Origin of the sequence: Sphingopyxis sp. CCNWLW2, from assembly GCF_037095755.1 — a bacterium.
Classification (GTDB): domain Bacteria; phylum Pseudomonadota; class Alphaproteobacteria; order Sphingomonadales; family Sphingomonadaceae; genus Sphingopyxis.
This window is the reverse complement of record NZ_JBAWKJ010000003.1, coordinates 505667-520518: the sequence shown is the minus strand read 5'-3', so window position 1 is coordinate 520518 and position 14852 is coordinate 505667. Positions and strand designations below refer to the sequence as shown.

Annotated in this window: 13 protein-coding genes; 2 read left to right on the top strand and 11 right to left on the bottom strand. The window is 65.3% G+C overall.

Going from position 1 to position 14852, the window contains the following annotated elements; genetic code table 11:
- Positions 1-9 precede the first annotated feature (9 nt).
- From V8J55_RS19825 to dapA, 10 genes are all read right to left on the bottom strand, one after another.
- Positions 10-606: a hypothetical protein gene (locus V8J55_RS19825; protein ID WP_336447305.1), complete on the bottom strand. Its 597-nt coding sequence runs from the start codon at positions 604-606 to the stop codon at positions 10-12.
- Positions 596-1246, bottom strand: a complete 651-nt coding sequence (locus tag V8J55_RS19820) for a glutathione S-transferase family protein (protein WP_336447304.1) — start codon at positions 1244-1246, stop codon at positions 596-598. Before V8J55_RS19820 ends, V8J55_RS19825 begins: the two co-directional genes overlap by 11 nt.
- A gap of 9 nt (positions 1247-1255) precedes the next feature.
- Positions 1256-2077 (bottom strand): agmatinase, encoded by an 822-nt coding sequence (gene speB / locus V8J55_RS19815; RefSeq protein ID WP_336447303.1) that lies wholly within the window; start codon positions 2075-2077, stop codon positions 1256-1258.
- Between the two features lie 149 nt (positions 2078-2226).
- Positions 2227-3306: a recombinase RecA gene (gene recA, locus V8J55_RS19810; RefSeq protein ID WP_336447302.1), complete on the bottom strand. Its 1080-nt coding sequence runs from the start codon at positions 3304-3306 to the stop codon at positions 2227-2229.
- Positions 3307-3505: 199 nt separating this feature from the next.
- Positions 3506-3859 carry a response regulator gene (locus tag V8J55_RS19805; RefSeq protein WP_336447301.1) on the bottom strand — a complete coding sequence of 118 codons (354 nt, stop codon included), beginning with the start codon at positions 3857-3859 and terminating at the stop codon, positions 3506-3508.
- The gene (locus V8J55_RS19800) at positions 3849-6233 is read right to left on the bottom strand and encodes a hybrid sensor histidine kinase/response regulator (protein ID WP_336447587.1); all 2385 of its coding nucleotides are present in this window, start codon (positions 6231-6233) and stop codon (positions 3849-3851) included. Before V8J55_RS19800 ends, V8J55_RS19805 begins: the two co-directional genes overlap by 11 nt.
- 89 nt (positions 6234-6322) lie before the next feature.
- Positions 6323-8377 carry a M13 family metallopeptidase gene (locus V8J55_RS19795; RefSeq protein ID WP_336447300.1) on the bottom strand — a complete coding sequence of 685 codons (2055 nt, stop codon included), beginning with the start codon at positions 8375-8377 and terminating at the stop codon, positions 6323-6325.
- Positions 8378-8473: 96 nt separating this feature from the next.
- Positions 8474-9103 carry a DUF2062 domain-containing protein gene (locus V8J55_RS19790; RefSeq protein WP_443030838.1) on the bottom strand — a complete coding sequence of 210 codons (630 nt, stop codon included), beginning with the start codon at positions 9101-9103 and terminating at the stop codon, positions 8474-8476.
- Positions 9100-9585: an SsrA-binding protein SmpB gene (smpB, locus tag V8J55_RS19785; RefSeq protein ID WP_037518768.1), complete on the bottom strand. Its 486-nt coding sequence runs from the start codon at positions 9583-9585 to the stop codon at positions 9100-9102. Before smpB ends, V8J55_RS19790 begins: the two co-directional genes overlap by 4 nt.
- Before the next feature lie 8 nt (positions 9586-9593).
- Entirely contained in the window at positions 9594-10469 is an 876-nt protein-coding gene (gene dapA, locus V8J55_RS19780) for a 4-hydroxy-tetrahydrodipicolinate synthase (RefSeq protein WP_336447299.1), read from the bottom strand.
- 100 nt (positions 10470-10569) lie between these two features.
- On the opposite strand from dapA, the gene V8J55_RS19775 reads away from it, so the two are divergent.
- Positions 10570-12600, top strand: coding sequence for a lytic transglycosylase domain-containing protein (locus V8J55_RS19775; protein ID WP_336447298.1), 2031 nt, complete (start codon positions 10570-10572; stop codon positions 12598-12600).
- Positions 12601-12606: 6 nt separating this feature from the next.
- The gene (greB, locus tag V8J55_RS19770) at positions 12607-13089 is read left to right on the top strand and encodes a transcription elongation factor GreB (RefSeq protein WP_336447297.1); all 483 of its coding nucleotides are present in this window, start codon (positions 12607-12609) and stop codon (positions 13087-13089) included.
- Between the two features lie 3 nt (positions 13090-13092).
- Here greB and V8J55_RS19765 read toward each other — a convergent pair whose 3' ends face one another.
- Positions 13093-14805 carry a caspase family protein gene (locus V8J55_RS19765; RefSeq protein ID WP_336447586.1) on the bottom strand — a complete coding sequence of 571 codons (1713 nt, stop codon included), beginning with the start codon at positions 14803-14805 and terminating at the stop codon, positions 13093-13095.
- Between the last annotated feature and the right edge of the window lie 47 nt (positions 14806-14852).

Below are 14852 nucleotides of genomic sequence, written 5' to 3'. Positions count from 1 at the left end.
GACAATCGGTCAGAAGTTGGTCGCGATCCCCTTGCCCAGATAGCAGGGCAGTTCGCGCAGCACATCGGCCTTGGGAACCCCGTCTTCGATCAAGTTGGCAGGCACCTCGGATGTGTCGGTCCGCACCACCGTCCAGCCGGCATCCGGCGTCGCGCGGTGGACGACGACATAGCCGCAATCCATCGTCTTGTCCGCGCGATCGCCGCGAAAATCAAACGCCGCGTAAAGCCCGGGGGGTTGGCCCGCGGGGTCGAGATACCAGCTGAGGCGCAAGATACGGATCGTGCCGTCGGCCCACAGCCCGGTCCGTTTGCGCTGGTTCATTTCCCATTCCAGCCGCGGGTTCGACGCCTGGAACGACAGCCGCAGCATCGCATAGGCACTTTCATAGTCGCGCTTCGCGAGCGCCATCGTATAGGCGGCGAGCCGATCGATCGCGCCTTCCTCATCGGCCGGAGCCGGCTTGAATGTCACGCCTTCGGGAGCGATGACCTCGCGCTCGACTTCGGGCGCAACCACCGGCGGCGCGGCAAGCGCAGCCGGAACAGGGAGAATCAAGGCCGCGACCACCATCAGGCGGCCGCGCACCGCGCGTTCAATAGCCATAATAGGCGCCGCCCTTTTCGCGCGCACGCTGCCATGCGGGGCGGACGTGGCAGGCGTTCACGAAGGCTGCAAGCTTCGGATAGCGCGGCGCCATGCCCTGCATGATCGCGATTTCGGCCGGAAAGCTCAGCATGATGTCGGCCGCCGACAGGCTGTCGCCGATGAAGTGGCCGTTTTCGCCGACGCGGCTTTCCATATAGGCGAAATGCGAATCGAGCTGCTGCGAAATCCGCGGTTCGATCGGCGCCGCAGCGTCGCCGAGCCGCGCGGTATAGATGCGCAGCAGGATCGGCGTCATCGCCGACCCCTCGGCGAAATGCAGCCATTCGAGATGGCTGATATGATCGTCGGTGCCGCGTTCGGGGACCAGATGACCGCCGCCGTGCCGCTCGCACAGATATTCGGTGATCGCGCCCGATTCAGTGACGACGCGACCTTTTCCGCCGGAGGCGGAATCGTCGAACACCTCGATCACCGGCGATTTGCCGAGCGGGTGGACCGCGATCAGTTCGGGCGGCGCGAGGTTGGTCACCGGGTCGCGATCGTAAAATTTGATCTCGTACGGCGCACCGATTTCCTCGAGCAGCCACAGGATCCGCTGCGAGCGGCTGTTGTTCAGATGGTGGACGATCAGGCTCATGGCGCTCTCCTAGCTGGCAGTGTGGGGGCTTCCGTTGCGGTCGATCAGCGCGGCGAGCTCGCGGACGAGCTTGGCACCGAGGATCGCGGTGACGTGGCCGATGTCGCGGCCCGGATGAAGCTCGACAATATCGGCGCCGACAATCGGCGCAGTCTGCTTGTGCAATATGGCGAGCATTTCGCGCACCGTCAGCCCGCCCGGCTCGGGATGCGCGACACCCGGCGCCGCCGACGGGTCGAGCCCGTCGAGGTCGATCGAGATATAGAGCGGCCCGTCGAGCACCGGCACCATAGCGGCGGTGAAATCGGCCATCGGGATAATCTCGACTCCGAAGCGCGCGGCCTGTTCGCGGCAATGATTGTTGAGCGTGCGGATGCCGACCTGCACCAGCCTTTTGGCGTGGCCCGCCTCGCAGATGCGGGCGAAGGGCGAGGCGTGACTGCGCGGGTTGCCCGCGAAATCGTCGTAGAGGTCGGGGTGCGCGTCGAAGTGGAGGATCGTCACCGGCCCGAAGCAGGTTGCCGCGGCTTCTACGAGCGGGAAGGTCACCGCATGGTCGCCGCCGAGTGCGAGCGGAACTTCTCCATCTTCGCGCACAATGGCCAGATAGCGACGGATGGCCGCGTCGTCGCTCGGCGTGTCTTCGGTCAGCGGCAGGTCGCCGTCGTCGGTGAGCGCGATGTCGGTGCCGATTTCGGGGCCGAGCTCGCTCGCCATATTGCCGCGGTCGCTCCATAGCGCGGCGCGGATCGCGGCGGGGCCGGCGGCGGCGCCGCGTTCGAAGCTGCTGTTGATGTCGGTCGGAAGGCCGAAGAGGCGGATCGCTGGCATTCGCCGCTTGTAGCCGCTGCCAAGGTCCGCGCAAGGATCAACGGCGGGCGGGCCGACCTGCTTGGGAGAGGGGAGCGCAGGTCAAAGGGGCTGGTGGCCCGCCGCCGTCGGCCGGCCGGTTCGAGCAAGGCGAACCGGCCGGATGGCTATCAATTGTCGTCGTCGCCCTCGTCGTCGGGGCCGGCCATCATTTCTTCGGCGACCGCCTCGGTCCGGCCGCGGATCGCGGTTTCGAGCCGCTCCATCAGTTCGGGATTATCCTTGAGGAAGGTTTTCGAATTTTCGCGGCCCTGCCCGATGCGGATCGAATCATAGCTGAACCAGGCGCCCGATTTCTCGACGATGCCGGCCTTGACGCCGAGATCGAGAATCTCGCCGATCTTCGAAATGCCCTGCCCGTACATGATGTCGAATTCGACCTGCTTGAACGGCGGCGCGACCTTGTTCTTCACCACCTTCACGCGGGTGGTGTTGCCGACGATCTCGTCGCCATTCTTGATCTGGCCGGTGCGGCGGATGTCGAGGCGGACCGACGCGTAGAATTTGAGCGCGTTGCCGCCGGTCGTGGTTTCGGGGTTGCCGTACATCACGCCGATTTTCATGCGCAGCTGGTTGATGAAGATCACCATGCAGCGTGAGCGGCTGATCGATCCGGTGAGCTTGCGCAGCGACTGCGACATCAGACGCGCCTGAAGGCCGACGTGGCTGTCGCCCATCTCGCCCTCGATTTCGGCGCGCGGAACGAGCGCGGCGACCGAGTCGACGACGAGCACGTCGATCGCGTTCGACCGCACGAGCGTGTCGACGATTTCGAGCGCCTGCTCACCCGTGTCGGGCTGCGACACGATGAGTTCGTCGATGTTGACGCCAAGCTTGCGGGCATAGACGGGGTCGAGCGCATGTTCGGCGTCGACGAAGGCGACGGTGCCGCCGGTCTTTTGCGCTTCGGCGAGCGTGTGCAGCGCGAGGGTGGTCTTGCCCGAGCTTTCAGGACCGTAGATTTCGATGACGCGGCCGCGCGGCAGGCCGCCGACGCCGAGCGCGATGTCGAGGCCGAGCGAGCCGGTCGAGATCGCCTCGACCTGCATGGCTTCCTTCGAGCCCAATTTCATTACCGAGCCCTTGCCGAACGCGCGATCGATCTGCGCGAGCGCGGCGTCGAGCGCCTTCTGCCTGTCCGTGTTGTTCACTGATTTCCCCGATTCGACGAGTGACAATTGTCCGGCCATGACCGTCCCTTTCCAGCTCTAGAGCGACAGCAGAAGCATCGCAACGCCGGAACTATGTGCCACATTTGTTCTCATGGAACAAGAGTGGAACAAAATATATTTACCCCCTCTTTTCCGTCATTCCGGCGAAGGTCGGAATCTCGACTTCACGTGGGGCATCAACGTGGAGATCCCGGCCTCCGCCGGGATGACGGAATGTTTAGGCAGCCGAAAATTCCTCCAGCGCCGCCTCGATATCGCTGATCCGGAACGGCTTGGTGATCAGCTTGCGATGTGCGTGCGCGGCCGGAATGACGTCGCCGCCGCCCGAGGTGAAGGCAAAGGGAATACCGCGTTCGGCAAGCGCGTCGGCGATCGGCCAGCCCTTTTCCTCGCCGAGATTGATGTCGACGAGCGCTCCGGCCAGCGGCTCGGCGGCGATGAGCGCCAGCGCCTCTTCGTTGCTCGTCGCCTGCGCGGGTTCGGGAAGGTCGAGCGCGTCGAACATGTCGGCGAGCATCATGCCGATCAGCACATCGTCCTCGACGAGCAGGATGCGGGGGTTACTGGCCATTGGACACCCGATGCGCGGCGTCGTCGAGCGCCGCCGACGTCGCCTCGGCGAGTTGTGCGACCGAGAAGGGTTTGGGGAGGAAGGCGACATCGTCGATGTCGATCGACTGGCGAAGTTGCTCTTCGGCATAGCCCGACATGAACAGGACCGGCAGGTCGGGCCGCTTGGCGCGCATCGCACGCACCATCGCCGGACCGTCCATCGTCGGCATCACAACGTCGCTGATGATCAAATCGACCTTCTCCATTTGCGCAAAACGCTCAAGCCCCTCTTCGCCCTGCGAGGCGGTGACGACGCTATAACCCGCACGGGTCAATGCGCGTTCCGCGACCGCACGCACCATATCCTCATCCTCGACGAGCAGGATCGTTCCGGTGCCCCACTGGCTCTTCTTGGGCTTGGCGGGCGGCGGCACCACAACGGGGGCATCGCCGTCGGCACGGTGGACGGGCAGATAGATGAAGAAACTCGTCCCCTGCCCCGGCTTGCTTTCGGCGAAGATATAGCCCGCCGACTGCTTGATGATCCCATAGACGGTCGAGAGCCCGAGCCCCGTTCCCTTGCCGACATCCTTCGTCGTGAAGAAAGGTTCGAAAATCTTGGGCAGCACGTCGGCGGGAATGCCGGTGCCGGTGTCGCTGACTTTCAGCGCGCAATAATCGGCGGGCGGCATGAACTCATTGCCCATCTGCCGGACGTCGGCGGCCGACACCGGATAGGTTTCCATGGTCAGCGTCCCGCCGCCCGGCATCGCGTCGCGCGCATTGACCGCAAGATTGATGATCACCTGTTCGAGCTGCCCCGGATCGGCCCGCACCGCGCCCAGCCCGCGACCGTGATGCACTGCCAGTTGGACCGTCTCACCGATCAGGCGCTTCAAGAGGTGCGACACTTCGGAAATCACATCGGGCAGTTGCAAGATTTGCGGGCGCAACGTCTGCTGCCGCGAGAAAGCGAGCAATTGCCGCGTCAGGCTGGCGGCGCGATTGGCGTTGCTGCGGATCTGCTGGATATCGTCATAGTCGCTGTCGCCGGGTGTATGGCGCATCAGCATCAGGTCGCACGCGCCGAGAACGGCGGTCAGGATATTGTTGAAATCATGCGCGACGCCGCCGGCAAGCTGACCGACCGCCTGCATCTTCGACGCCTGCGCCACCTGCTGCTTCAGGCGTGATTCCTCGCTCGAATCCTTGAGGCTGAGCAGCACCGCGGCCTCACCCAGTCCGCGCACGCCAACGATGCGCATCGACACCGGATCGCCGCTTTGCCCCGCGAGCCGGATCGACAGGTCGCCCCCGACCTGCTGGCCGCTGCTGTGCCGGCGGATCATGTCGGCAAGCGGCCCTTTGTCCTCGCCAACGACTATGTCGCCCGGATAACGCGGCATCTTGCCTTCGGGAAGGTTAGCCGCCCGAACGAATGCCCGGTTCACATAGAGGAAGCGCCCGTCGCGATCGACCATGGCGAGACCGAAGGGAAGCAACGAGAGCAAGGTTTCGACATAGGTCTGCGCAGTGCCGCGGTCGGTCGGGCCCATTTCCTCATCGAGCATCGCGAGCAGCATCGGCGTGTTGCTGTCGGCAGGCGCGAGCGGGATCTGGATCAGGCGTACCGGTGTCGCGCGGTCGCCCTCGCGCGCGAAATAGAGCGCACCGGCGTCATCGAGCCGGATCATCGGCGCAACGTCGCGGCCGGCATAATGAACGGCATCATCCTCACCCAGCGCGCGGAGGAGGAAGGCCTTGTTCGCGACGCGGAGGCGCCCTTCGGCACTGACGAGCGCGGCCATCACCCCGGCATGGCCGAGCGTGCGGCCCGCGGGACCGTCGAGATGGCGGATGATTTCCGAAACAAGATCAAGCCGCTCGATCGCCGAGAAACGCCAGACGAGATAATCCTCCGACTGCCCCGTACGCGTCACCTGCGCACGCAGTTGCAGCGGGCCGATCGCGATATCGTCGACCGACCCTTCGCCGTCGCGCCAGGCAATGCGGCCGGCATTTTTCAGCAATTCAGCGCCGCGCCCTTCGAGCGGCAGGCCGGGCGGCGTGACGAAGCCGCCCATCCAGGTGCCGAACAGGTCGTTCGCGCAGACCATCCGGCCGCCGCGATCGGTAACGGCAATCGCGACATCGTCGTGGTTCACCGCCTGGCGCAGCATCGTCCAGTCGGGTGCGACCGCCTCGCCCGTCACCGCCGCCGGAAACAACCGCCGCGCGAGGAGCACGCCGCCCACGGCAACCGCAAGCCCGGCAAGGAAGCCGACCGCCAATACCGTATCGCGCGTCGCCCAGAACAGCAGCGCGGCGGACAGCAAAGCCAGCCCGCCGAGCACCGCCTTGTCGAGGTGCGACAGGCCCGCCGGGGCCGACAACGGCCCGGCAGAGCCCGCCCCCCTGATGAAATCACCATCAGCGGAGGGCAGGCTTTGCACGGTCAACGGCTGTCTTTCTTAGTGGCGCATCACCAGATGCGAACGCGGTCCTTGGGCGCCAGATAGAGCTTCTGACCCTGCTTGATCTGATAGGCCTTATACCAAGGGTCAAGATTGCGCGAGACCCAAGTCCGCTGGATCGACGGCGAATGCGGATCGGTCGTGATCCGCTGCGACAGATTTTGCTCGCGATAGTTGCGGCGCCACACCTGTGCCCAGCCGAGGAAGAAGCGCTGGTCGCCGGTCAGCCCGTCGATCACCGGCGCTTCCTTGCCGCCGAGCGATTTCTTGTAGGCGTCATAGGCGACGGTCAGGCCCGCCAGATCGCCGATATTCTCGCCGAGCGTGAACTTGCCGTCGAGATGTTCGCCGGGCAGGATCTCATAGGCGTTATATTGCGCGATCAGTGCCTGCCCCGCCGCCTCGAACGCCTTCACATCCTCGGGCGTCCACCAATCGGCGAGCTTGCCGGTCTCGTCATATTTCGCGCCCTGGTCGTCGAAATGATGGCTGACTTCATGGCCGATCACCGCGCCGATGCCGCCATAATTCACCGCTGCGTCGGCATGCGGATCGAAGAAGGGCGGCTGCAGGATCGCGGCGGGGAAAACGATCTCGTTCATGCCGAAATTGGCATAGGCGTTGATCGTCATCGGCGTCATAAACCATTCCCAGCGACGGATCGGGCCGCCGAGATGGCCGATATTGTCGTCATGTGCGAACTGGTTCGACCGCAGCGCATTGCCGAACAGGTCGTCGGCGCGGATTTCCAGCTTGCCATAATCCTTCCACTGATCGGGATAGCCGATCTTGGTGGTGAAATTGGCGAGCTTCTTCCGCGCTTTGACCTTCGTCGTCGGCTGCATCCAGGTCAGCCCGTCAATTCGGCTCCCCATGGAGGCCAGGACGTTCTTCACCAGCGTATCCATTGCCGCCTTGGTTTCGGGCGGGAAATATTTCGCGACATAATCCTTGCCGACGGCGTCGCCGAGGTTGCCCGTCGTGAAGTCGACGCCGCGCTTCCAGCGCTCTTCCATCTGCGGGGTGCCCGACAGCGCCGTGCTGTAGAAGGAGAAAGCTTCCTTTGCGACGGCATCGGGAAGCACGCCCGAGAAGCCGTCGAGGCTACGCACGATCAGCAGGTCGCGGATCACCGCGATCGGCGCGTCGGCGAGCAGCTTCGCCTCGCCCGTGAACGCGCTCGGCTGCGATACGATCAGCGTGTCTTCCTTGACCCCGATCCCGCGGATGAAGGTCGGCCAGTCGAAACCGGGCGCGGCCTTGGCGAGCTCGGCGATCGTCATCTTGTTATAGGCTTTGGTCGCGTCGCTGCTGTCGTTCTTGTCCCAGTGGACCGTCGCGACCTGCTTTTCGAAATCATAGATCGCCTTGGCGCGCGCCGGCGCATTGGCCTCGCCCGCGAGCGTCAGGACATTTTCGAGATGCTTGAGATACGCCGCCTGCAGAGCGGTGTTACGCTCATTGTCCTTCAGGTAGAAATCGCGATCGGGCATGCCGATTCCGCCCTGGAAAATGATATAGGTATAGACGTCGGGGTTCTTGTCGTCCTGCCCGACATAGCCGCCGAAGAAATGCTGGACGCCGCTGCGATCGGCTTCGGCGAGCAGCGCGGCGAGACCCGGCTTTTCGACGGCGCGGATCTTGTTCAACCACGGCTGGATTGGCGCGAGCCCCTTGGCTTCGACCGTCGCCGAGTCGAGATAGGATGCATAGGCACGGCCGATCATACTATTCGGGTCGCCCTTGGCGGCGTCGAGGATTTCACGCGTGCGCGTCTGCGACAGATCGTTCAGCGCGGTGAACATGCCATAGTTTGACTTATCGTCCGGAATCTTCGTGTTCTTCGCCCAGGCGCCATTGGCGTAGGTGTAGAAATCGTCGCCCGGCTGGACGCTCTTGTCCATGCCCGTAAGGTCGAAGCCGAAATCGCCGATTTCGGGTTTTGCTGACGCCGTGGCGGGCGCGGTCGCGGCCTTTTCCTTGGCGGTCGCCGGAACGGCGGCAAGCATCAGCGCCCCAAGCGCGGCGGTCGCCATCAGGCGCGAAGAAATATGCAGAGTCATGATATTCCCCAGTTTTCGATATGAAGCGAAAATCCGCGCCGCGCTGGCACGGCGCAGATTAGCGATGCGACAGCTATACGCCTGCTGTTTGGGGGTTCAACCGGCCGCGGTGTCGCTGGTCGATGCCTCATGTCGTTGGTCGCGCGCCCGCGCCAGCTTGCGCCGCCAGCGGAGGCGAATCCAATTGTCCCAGAAGATCGAGGCGAGGATGTAGCCGACGACCGCCGAGACGAGCGAAATGACGAACAGCCCGGCGAGCATCGCGGGCGCGGCGTCCGAAAAGACCCAGCGCGCCCATTCGCCCGCCGACGCGCCATGCTCGATCATTGCCGAGAAGGTCGCGCTGTTGGCATGGAGCCCGAACAGCCAGTCGCCGAGCCACACCGACGCGAGGATGATGAACGGCGTCGTCACCGGATTGGAGAGGAAGGTCATCGCCGCGCCGATCGGGATATTGGCGCGAACGGGCAGCGCGAGCAGCGCGACACCCAATATCTGCACGCCAGGGATCAGGAAAAAGATGCCGACGAACAGCCCCAGCGCGGTGCCGCGCGGCACCGAGGTGCGGGTGAAGCGCCACAAATGGCTGTGCGCGACGCGGTGGGCAAAGGGCTTGACGAAGCGGCTCTCGAGCAACTCTTCGCGCGTCGGCGAATTGCGGCGGATCCAGTTCATCACTGCCGCCTTGTCGTGCACTTTAGGATTCTTGGGCTTGCCGCCGCTCATCCCCGCTCTTTCATCAACCGCTGCTTGTCGCGCTTCCAGTCGCGCTCCTTGATCGACTCCCGCTTGTCGTGCGCCTTCTTGCCCTTGGCGATCGCCAGTTCGACCTTGGCGCGGCCGCGACTGTTGAAATAGATGGACAGCGGGACAAGCGTCATCCCCTGCCGCGCGACCGCAGCGTGCATCTTGTTGATTTCGCGGCCGCTGAGCAACAGCTTGCGCGGGCGCTTGGGTTCATGATTGTGCCGGTTGCCGTGGCTGAATTCGGGGATATTGCTGTTCACCAGCCACACCTCGTGCCCCTTCACCTCGGCATAACTCTCCGCAATCGTCCCTTCACCAAAGCGCAGTGACTTGACCTCGGTCCCCTGCAGCGCAATCCCCGCCTCGAACACCTCGTCGATGGCAAAGTCGAACCGCGCGCGCCGGTTCTCGGCGACGACTTTCTTCTTGTCGAATTCGGCGGCGGACTGGGGACGAGCCATTGCGGGACCTAGATTACTCCGGCCGCGGACAGTGCGGCATCGACGGCGGCGCGAGATGCATCGTTCGCCGGGATGATAGGTAGGCGCACTTCGGGCGAAAACCAGTCGTGGATGCGCGACAGCGCATATTTAACCGGCCCCGGCGAGGTGTCGGAGAACATCGCCTTGTGCAGATCAAACAGCCGGTCGTGCAGCACCAGCGCGCGCGCCCAGTCGCCCGCGGCACAAGCCGCGGCGAAATCGGCACACAGGCGCGGCGCGACGTTGGCTGTGACCGAAATGCAGCCGGCGCCGCCCATCACGGCATGTGGCAGCCACAAGTCATCGTTGCCGCTGAGCTGGCAGAAGTCGGCACCCGCACCCGCGCGGTGGATCGTGACGCGCGCCAGATCGCCGCTCGCATCCTTGATCGCAACGACGCTCGGGATTTCGGCGAGCTTGCACATCGTCTCGGCGCTGATGTCGGCGACGGTGCGGCCGGGGACGTTATAGACGACGATCGGCAGGTCGCTCGCGTCGGCGAGCGACTGGAAATGCGCGATCATACCAGCCTGGCTCGGCCGGTTGTAATAAGGCGCGACGATCAGCGCGGCGGTCGCGCCCGCGGCCTGCGCATGGCGCATATGCCGGATCGCGGTCGCGGTGTCGTTCGACCCGCAGCCCGCGATGACGGGGACACGCCCGGCCGCAGCCTCGATGCAGCCGTCGATCACCTGGTAATGTTCGTCGTAGCCGAGCGTCGGACTTTCGCCGGTCGTGCCGCATGGGACGAGCGCGCTGGTCCCCTCTTTGATCTGCCAATCGACAAGACGCGCGAAGGCCGGGGCATCGAACGCCCCATCGCGAAATGGCGTCACCAAAGCGGGAATCGACCCCGAAAACATGCACCGCTCCTTTACAAGAACATGCCTCAGCCGATAGAATCCGGCCAGCGCGCCGCTATTGGACGTCTATTCAGCGCCCCGCAAGGAGTTTGGCATTACTATGGCAGCTATGATCTCGCTGACCCGTATCTCCCGCCTCGCGCTCGCCGCGGCCCTCCTCATTCCGACCACCGCGCATGCCAGCGAGCTCACTCCCGAACAAATGGCCTGGTATCGCGCCCAGATGGGCCTGGCGGCGACATCGGGTCCGCCGCCGTCGACGAGCTCGGTCGGCGATGCGGTGATGGAATGGCGGCGGCTGACGGCGAATACCGGCGCCTCGTTCGACCAGCTTTCGCGCTTCCTGATGGCGAACAAGGGCTGGCCCGATAATGACAAGATGCGCACGCGCGCCGAAAAAGCCATCTCGCTCGACAGCTATGATCCGCAGCGCACCCTCGCCTATTTCCAGGCTTACCCGCCGCAGACCGCGAGCGGGCAGCTCCGCTATGCGCTCGCGCTCAACGCGTCGGGGCGCCGCGAAGACGCCAATGCCGCAGTGCGCCGCGCGTGGACCAGCGGGCCGCTCGACGATTACGAAACGAGCCGCGCGCTCGCTATGTTCCCCGGCGCGATCACCCCCGCCGACCATGACGCGCGCATGGACCGGCTGCTCTGGCTCGGCGCCACCCCCGCCGCGAGCCGCCAGCTCGCCTATACCTCGCCCGACAAGCGCAATGTCTTCGCGGCACGGCTCGCGATGCGCAATGCCTCGGTCGACGCGGCCTTTCAGGCATCGGCCGCCGAAAGCGCCAACCCGGCGCTGACCCGCACCGATGCGGGCTATATCACCGACAAGGCGACCTGGCTGCGCAAGGCGGGCCGCGTTGGCGAAGCGCGCGCATTGCTCGCCGCGCCGCGCTCGCTCGCCAAGCCGCCGACCGATCCCGAGGAATGGCTGGAAACGCTGCTTACCAACGCGCGGCAGGCGAGCGAAGGCGGCGACAAGACCACCGCCTATAATATCGCGCGCCAGATCGACGACGCCTTCGCGCCCGGAACGGTGATCCGCGAGACGTCGCTTAGCGTGCGCGACGATTATACCTCGCTCGCCTGGCTCGCGGGGCAGCTCGCCTATCGCGACCTGCGTCGTCCCGCCGAGGCGGTGCGCCTCTATCGCGCGTATGGCGAAGCCGCGCGCTCGGCGCAAACACGGACGAAGGGCTTCTACTGGGCCGGCCGCGCGGCGCTGGCGGCGGGTGACCGCTCGACAGCGAATGCGCATTTCGCCGATGCCGCGCAGCATTATGACCAATATTATGGCCAGTTGTCGCTGGAGCGGCTGAACCGTCCGCAGCCCAAGCCGACCCCCGATCCGACCATTCAGGTCAGTAATGACGAGCGCCGCGCGTTCGAGGACGACCGGCTGGTCCGCGCCGCGCGCGCGCTCGGCGAGATTGGCGCGTGGCGCGAACAGTCGCAGTTCCTGCGCGCACTCGCGCAACAGGCGACCTCGCCCGCCGACCATGTTCTTGCGGGCAAGCTGGCGTCGCAAATCGGACGCCCCGACCTTGGCGTGATGATCGGCCGCAGCGCGCAGGCGAACAGCCTTGATGCCGTCGAAGTTTCGGGTTTCCCAACCGTCCGTGTTCCCGCCGGGCATGAAGGCAACTGGACTTTCATCCACGCGATCACGCGGCAGGAAAGCCAGTTCGACCGGCAGGCGATCAGCCACGCCGGCGCGCGCGGGATGATGCAGTTGATGCCGGGCACCGCGCGCGAAGTCGCGGGCAAGCTCGGCATGAGCTATGACATGGGCTCGCTGACCACCGACACCAATTACAATATGATGCTGGGCTCGACCTATTTCCAGCAGATGCTGCGCTATTTCGGCGGCAGCTATCCGCTTGCCGTCGCGGCGTACAACGCAGGGCCAGGCAATGTGAACAAATGGCTGCGCGCCAATGGCGACCCGCGCGGCGGCGGGATCGAGATGGTCGACTGGATCGAGGCGATCCCGATTTTCGAGACGCGCAATTATGTCCAGCGTGTGCTGGAAAATGCCGTCGTTTACGACACGCTGCGCGATGGCGGCGGGTCGCGGCAGCAGGCGCCGCTGAGTTTCTACCTCGGCAAACGCACGCCCGGCTAAATCCGCATGGCGGGGGACAAGACGAACATCATCAGTCCGGCGGGCTTTGCCGCGCTGCGCGCCGAATATGACGCGCTGCTCGGCGGCGAGCGCCCGAAGCTGGTCGAGGTGATCAGCTGGGCGGCGGGCAATGGCGACCGCAGCGAAAATGGCGACTATATCTATGGCCGCAAGCGGCTGCGCGAGATCGACCGGCGCCTCTCGTTCCTGGCCCGCCGCATGAAGGCGGCGCGCGTCGTCGATCCCGCCGAGCAGCCCGACAAGAGCCGCATCTGGTTCGGCGCCACCGTCGAACTCGCCGACGATGACGACGCACGCCGCATCGTCACGCTCGTCGGCGACGACGAGGCCGAGGCGGGCGAGGGCCGGATCGGGTGGAACAGCCCGCTCGCCCGTGCTTTGCGCGGCGCCGCGGTAGGCGACCTCAGGACCGTGCAGCTTCCCGCCGGGCCCAAGGAATGGGAAGTGATGGCGGTCGGCTATCCCTGACAGTCATTCGCCGATCCCCGCGACCAGCGCGCGCTGGTCTTTCCTGAGTTCGGGCAGGTCGCGCGCGAGTTTTGCCCAGTGCGCGGCCTCCCGTGCATCGGCCGCGATCCCCTCGCCCTTCGCATAGGCATAAGCGAGGATCGCGCGCGAGCCCGCGAAGCCCGCGCGGGCGCCGACGCCGCAATCCGCGATCGCCGCCCCTAGCGTCTTGTCGGCGAAATGCGCCTCGCAGAGCCAGTGGTTGCCCTCGGGATTGCCGCTGCTTGCGATGCTGCGCAGCCGCACCAGATTGGCGGTGCGGGTGTCGGCGAAATAGGTGAGCGCGAAGATCGCGGCGGGATGTCCCTGCGCCGCCGCTTCGGCATAAAGCGCCTGCGAGCGCACGAAGTCGGCGGGGCCGAAAGTGCCCGACGCCAGCCGGTAGGCGAGATGCGTCTTGGCCTTGGAGAAACCCGCGTTCGACGCCGCGACATAGAGGTCATAGGCGCGCTTCACATTTTCGGGCGTCGGGTCGTTTTCGAGCAGCAGCCAGGCCAGTTCCTGCTGCCCCGCGGGAAAGCCCTGCGCCGCCGATCGTTCGAGATAGGCGCGGGCACGCGGCACGTCCTTTTTCACCCCGACGCCGAGCGAGAACATATAGCCCGCGAGATGCTGCGCGAGCGGATGGCCGGCGTCGGCAAAGCCGATCAGCTCGGCGGCGGGATGGCGCGACAGCACGTCGGCGATCAGGACCGGCTCATCCTCGATCGCGAGCCGGTCGAGCGCCACGTCGGCAAGCGGATCGGCGACCGGCCCGCCCTGTACCAGCCTCGGAATCGGCGGCGCGGGCGGAGCGGCCGACAGCGTGCCGAAGCCGCCGCCACGCCCCTCCCGCCCGGGCACCTCGGGCGGCGCGACGAGATAATAATCGTCGAACCAGCTGCCATAGTGAAAGGGCTGCTGCGGCCCCAGTTCCATGCCATAGGTGCGCTTGTAGACCTCGCGCGACACGACCTTGAAATAGTCGGAGATTTCAAGGCCCGGGATCGCCAGTTCCTTGACCACCGCCGCCGCGAAGGGGCTGACGGGCGAGCCGACCGGCGCGAAGTCGAGCGCGGGCCGCCCCTTGGCGGTCGAATAGAAGACCGCCCCCTGCCCGATATCGAGCAGCCCGAGCGGCGCCGATCCGGCCTCGCCGCCCGAGATATCGACGTCCTCGACGCGCACCACTGGCTCGGCGGTGCGGCAGGCGTCGACGAACAACAGGGTGAAGGCACCCTGCGGAACGACGTGCTTCACCAGCGCCTCGATCGACAGATAGCGTTTCTCGACGTCGGCGCGGCGCGTCGCGGGCGGCGCGTCCATCGGCACCAGCCAGTTACGGCCGCCATATTCGAAGCCGTGCCCGGCATAATAGAGCACGACCGACTTCGCGCCTTTCGCTTCGCCGGCGAATTGCGCGAGTGCGGCATCGAGCGCCGCCTTGTCGGCGTTGCGGATGATACGCGGCGAAATGCCCGCCTTCGCGAAGGCATCGCAAACATAATCGATGTCGTTCACGGCATTTTTGAGCGACGGCCATTCCCAGTCGTTATAGGCGCTGTTGCCGATGAGTAGCGCGACGCGGTCTCCCCTTAGCGGCGCGGCACCGCAGGAGCCCGAGGGCTGCGCCATCGCGGCCGGAGCCAAATGGACGAGCCCGAGGAACGCGGCGCCCAGCGCGCCGATCCACCACATTTTTCCCAACTGTCTGCCCCCCTCGACGCATTTTCCCATCCGCGCGA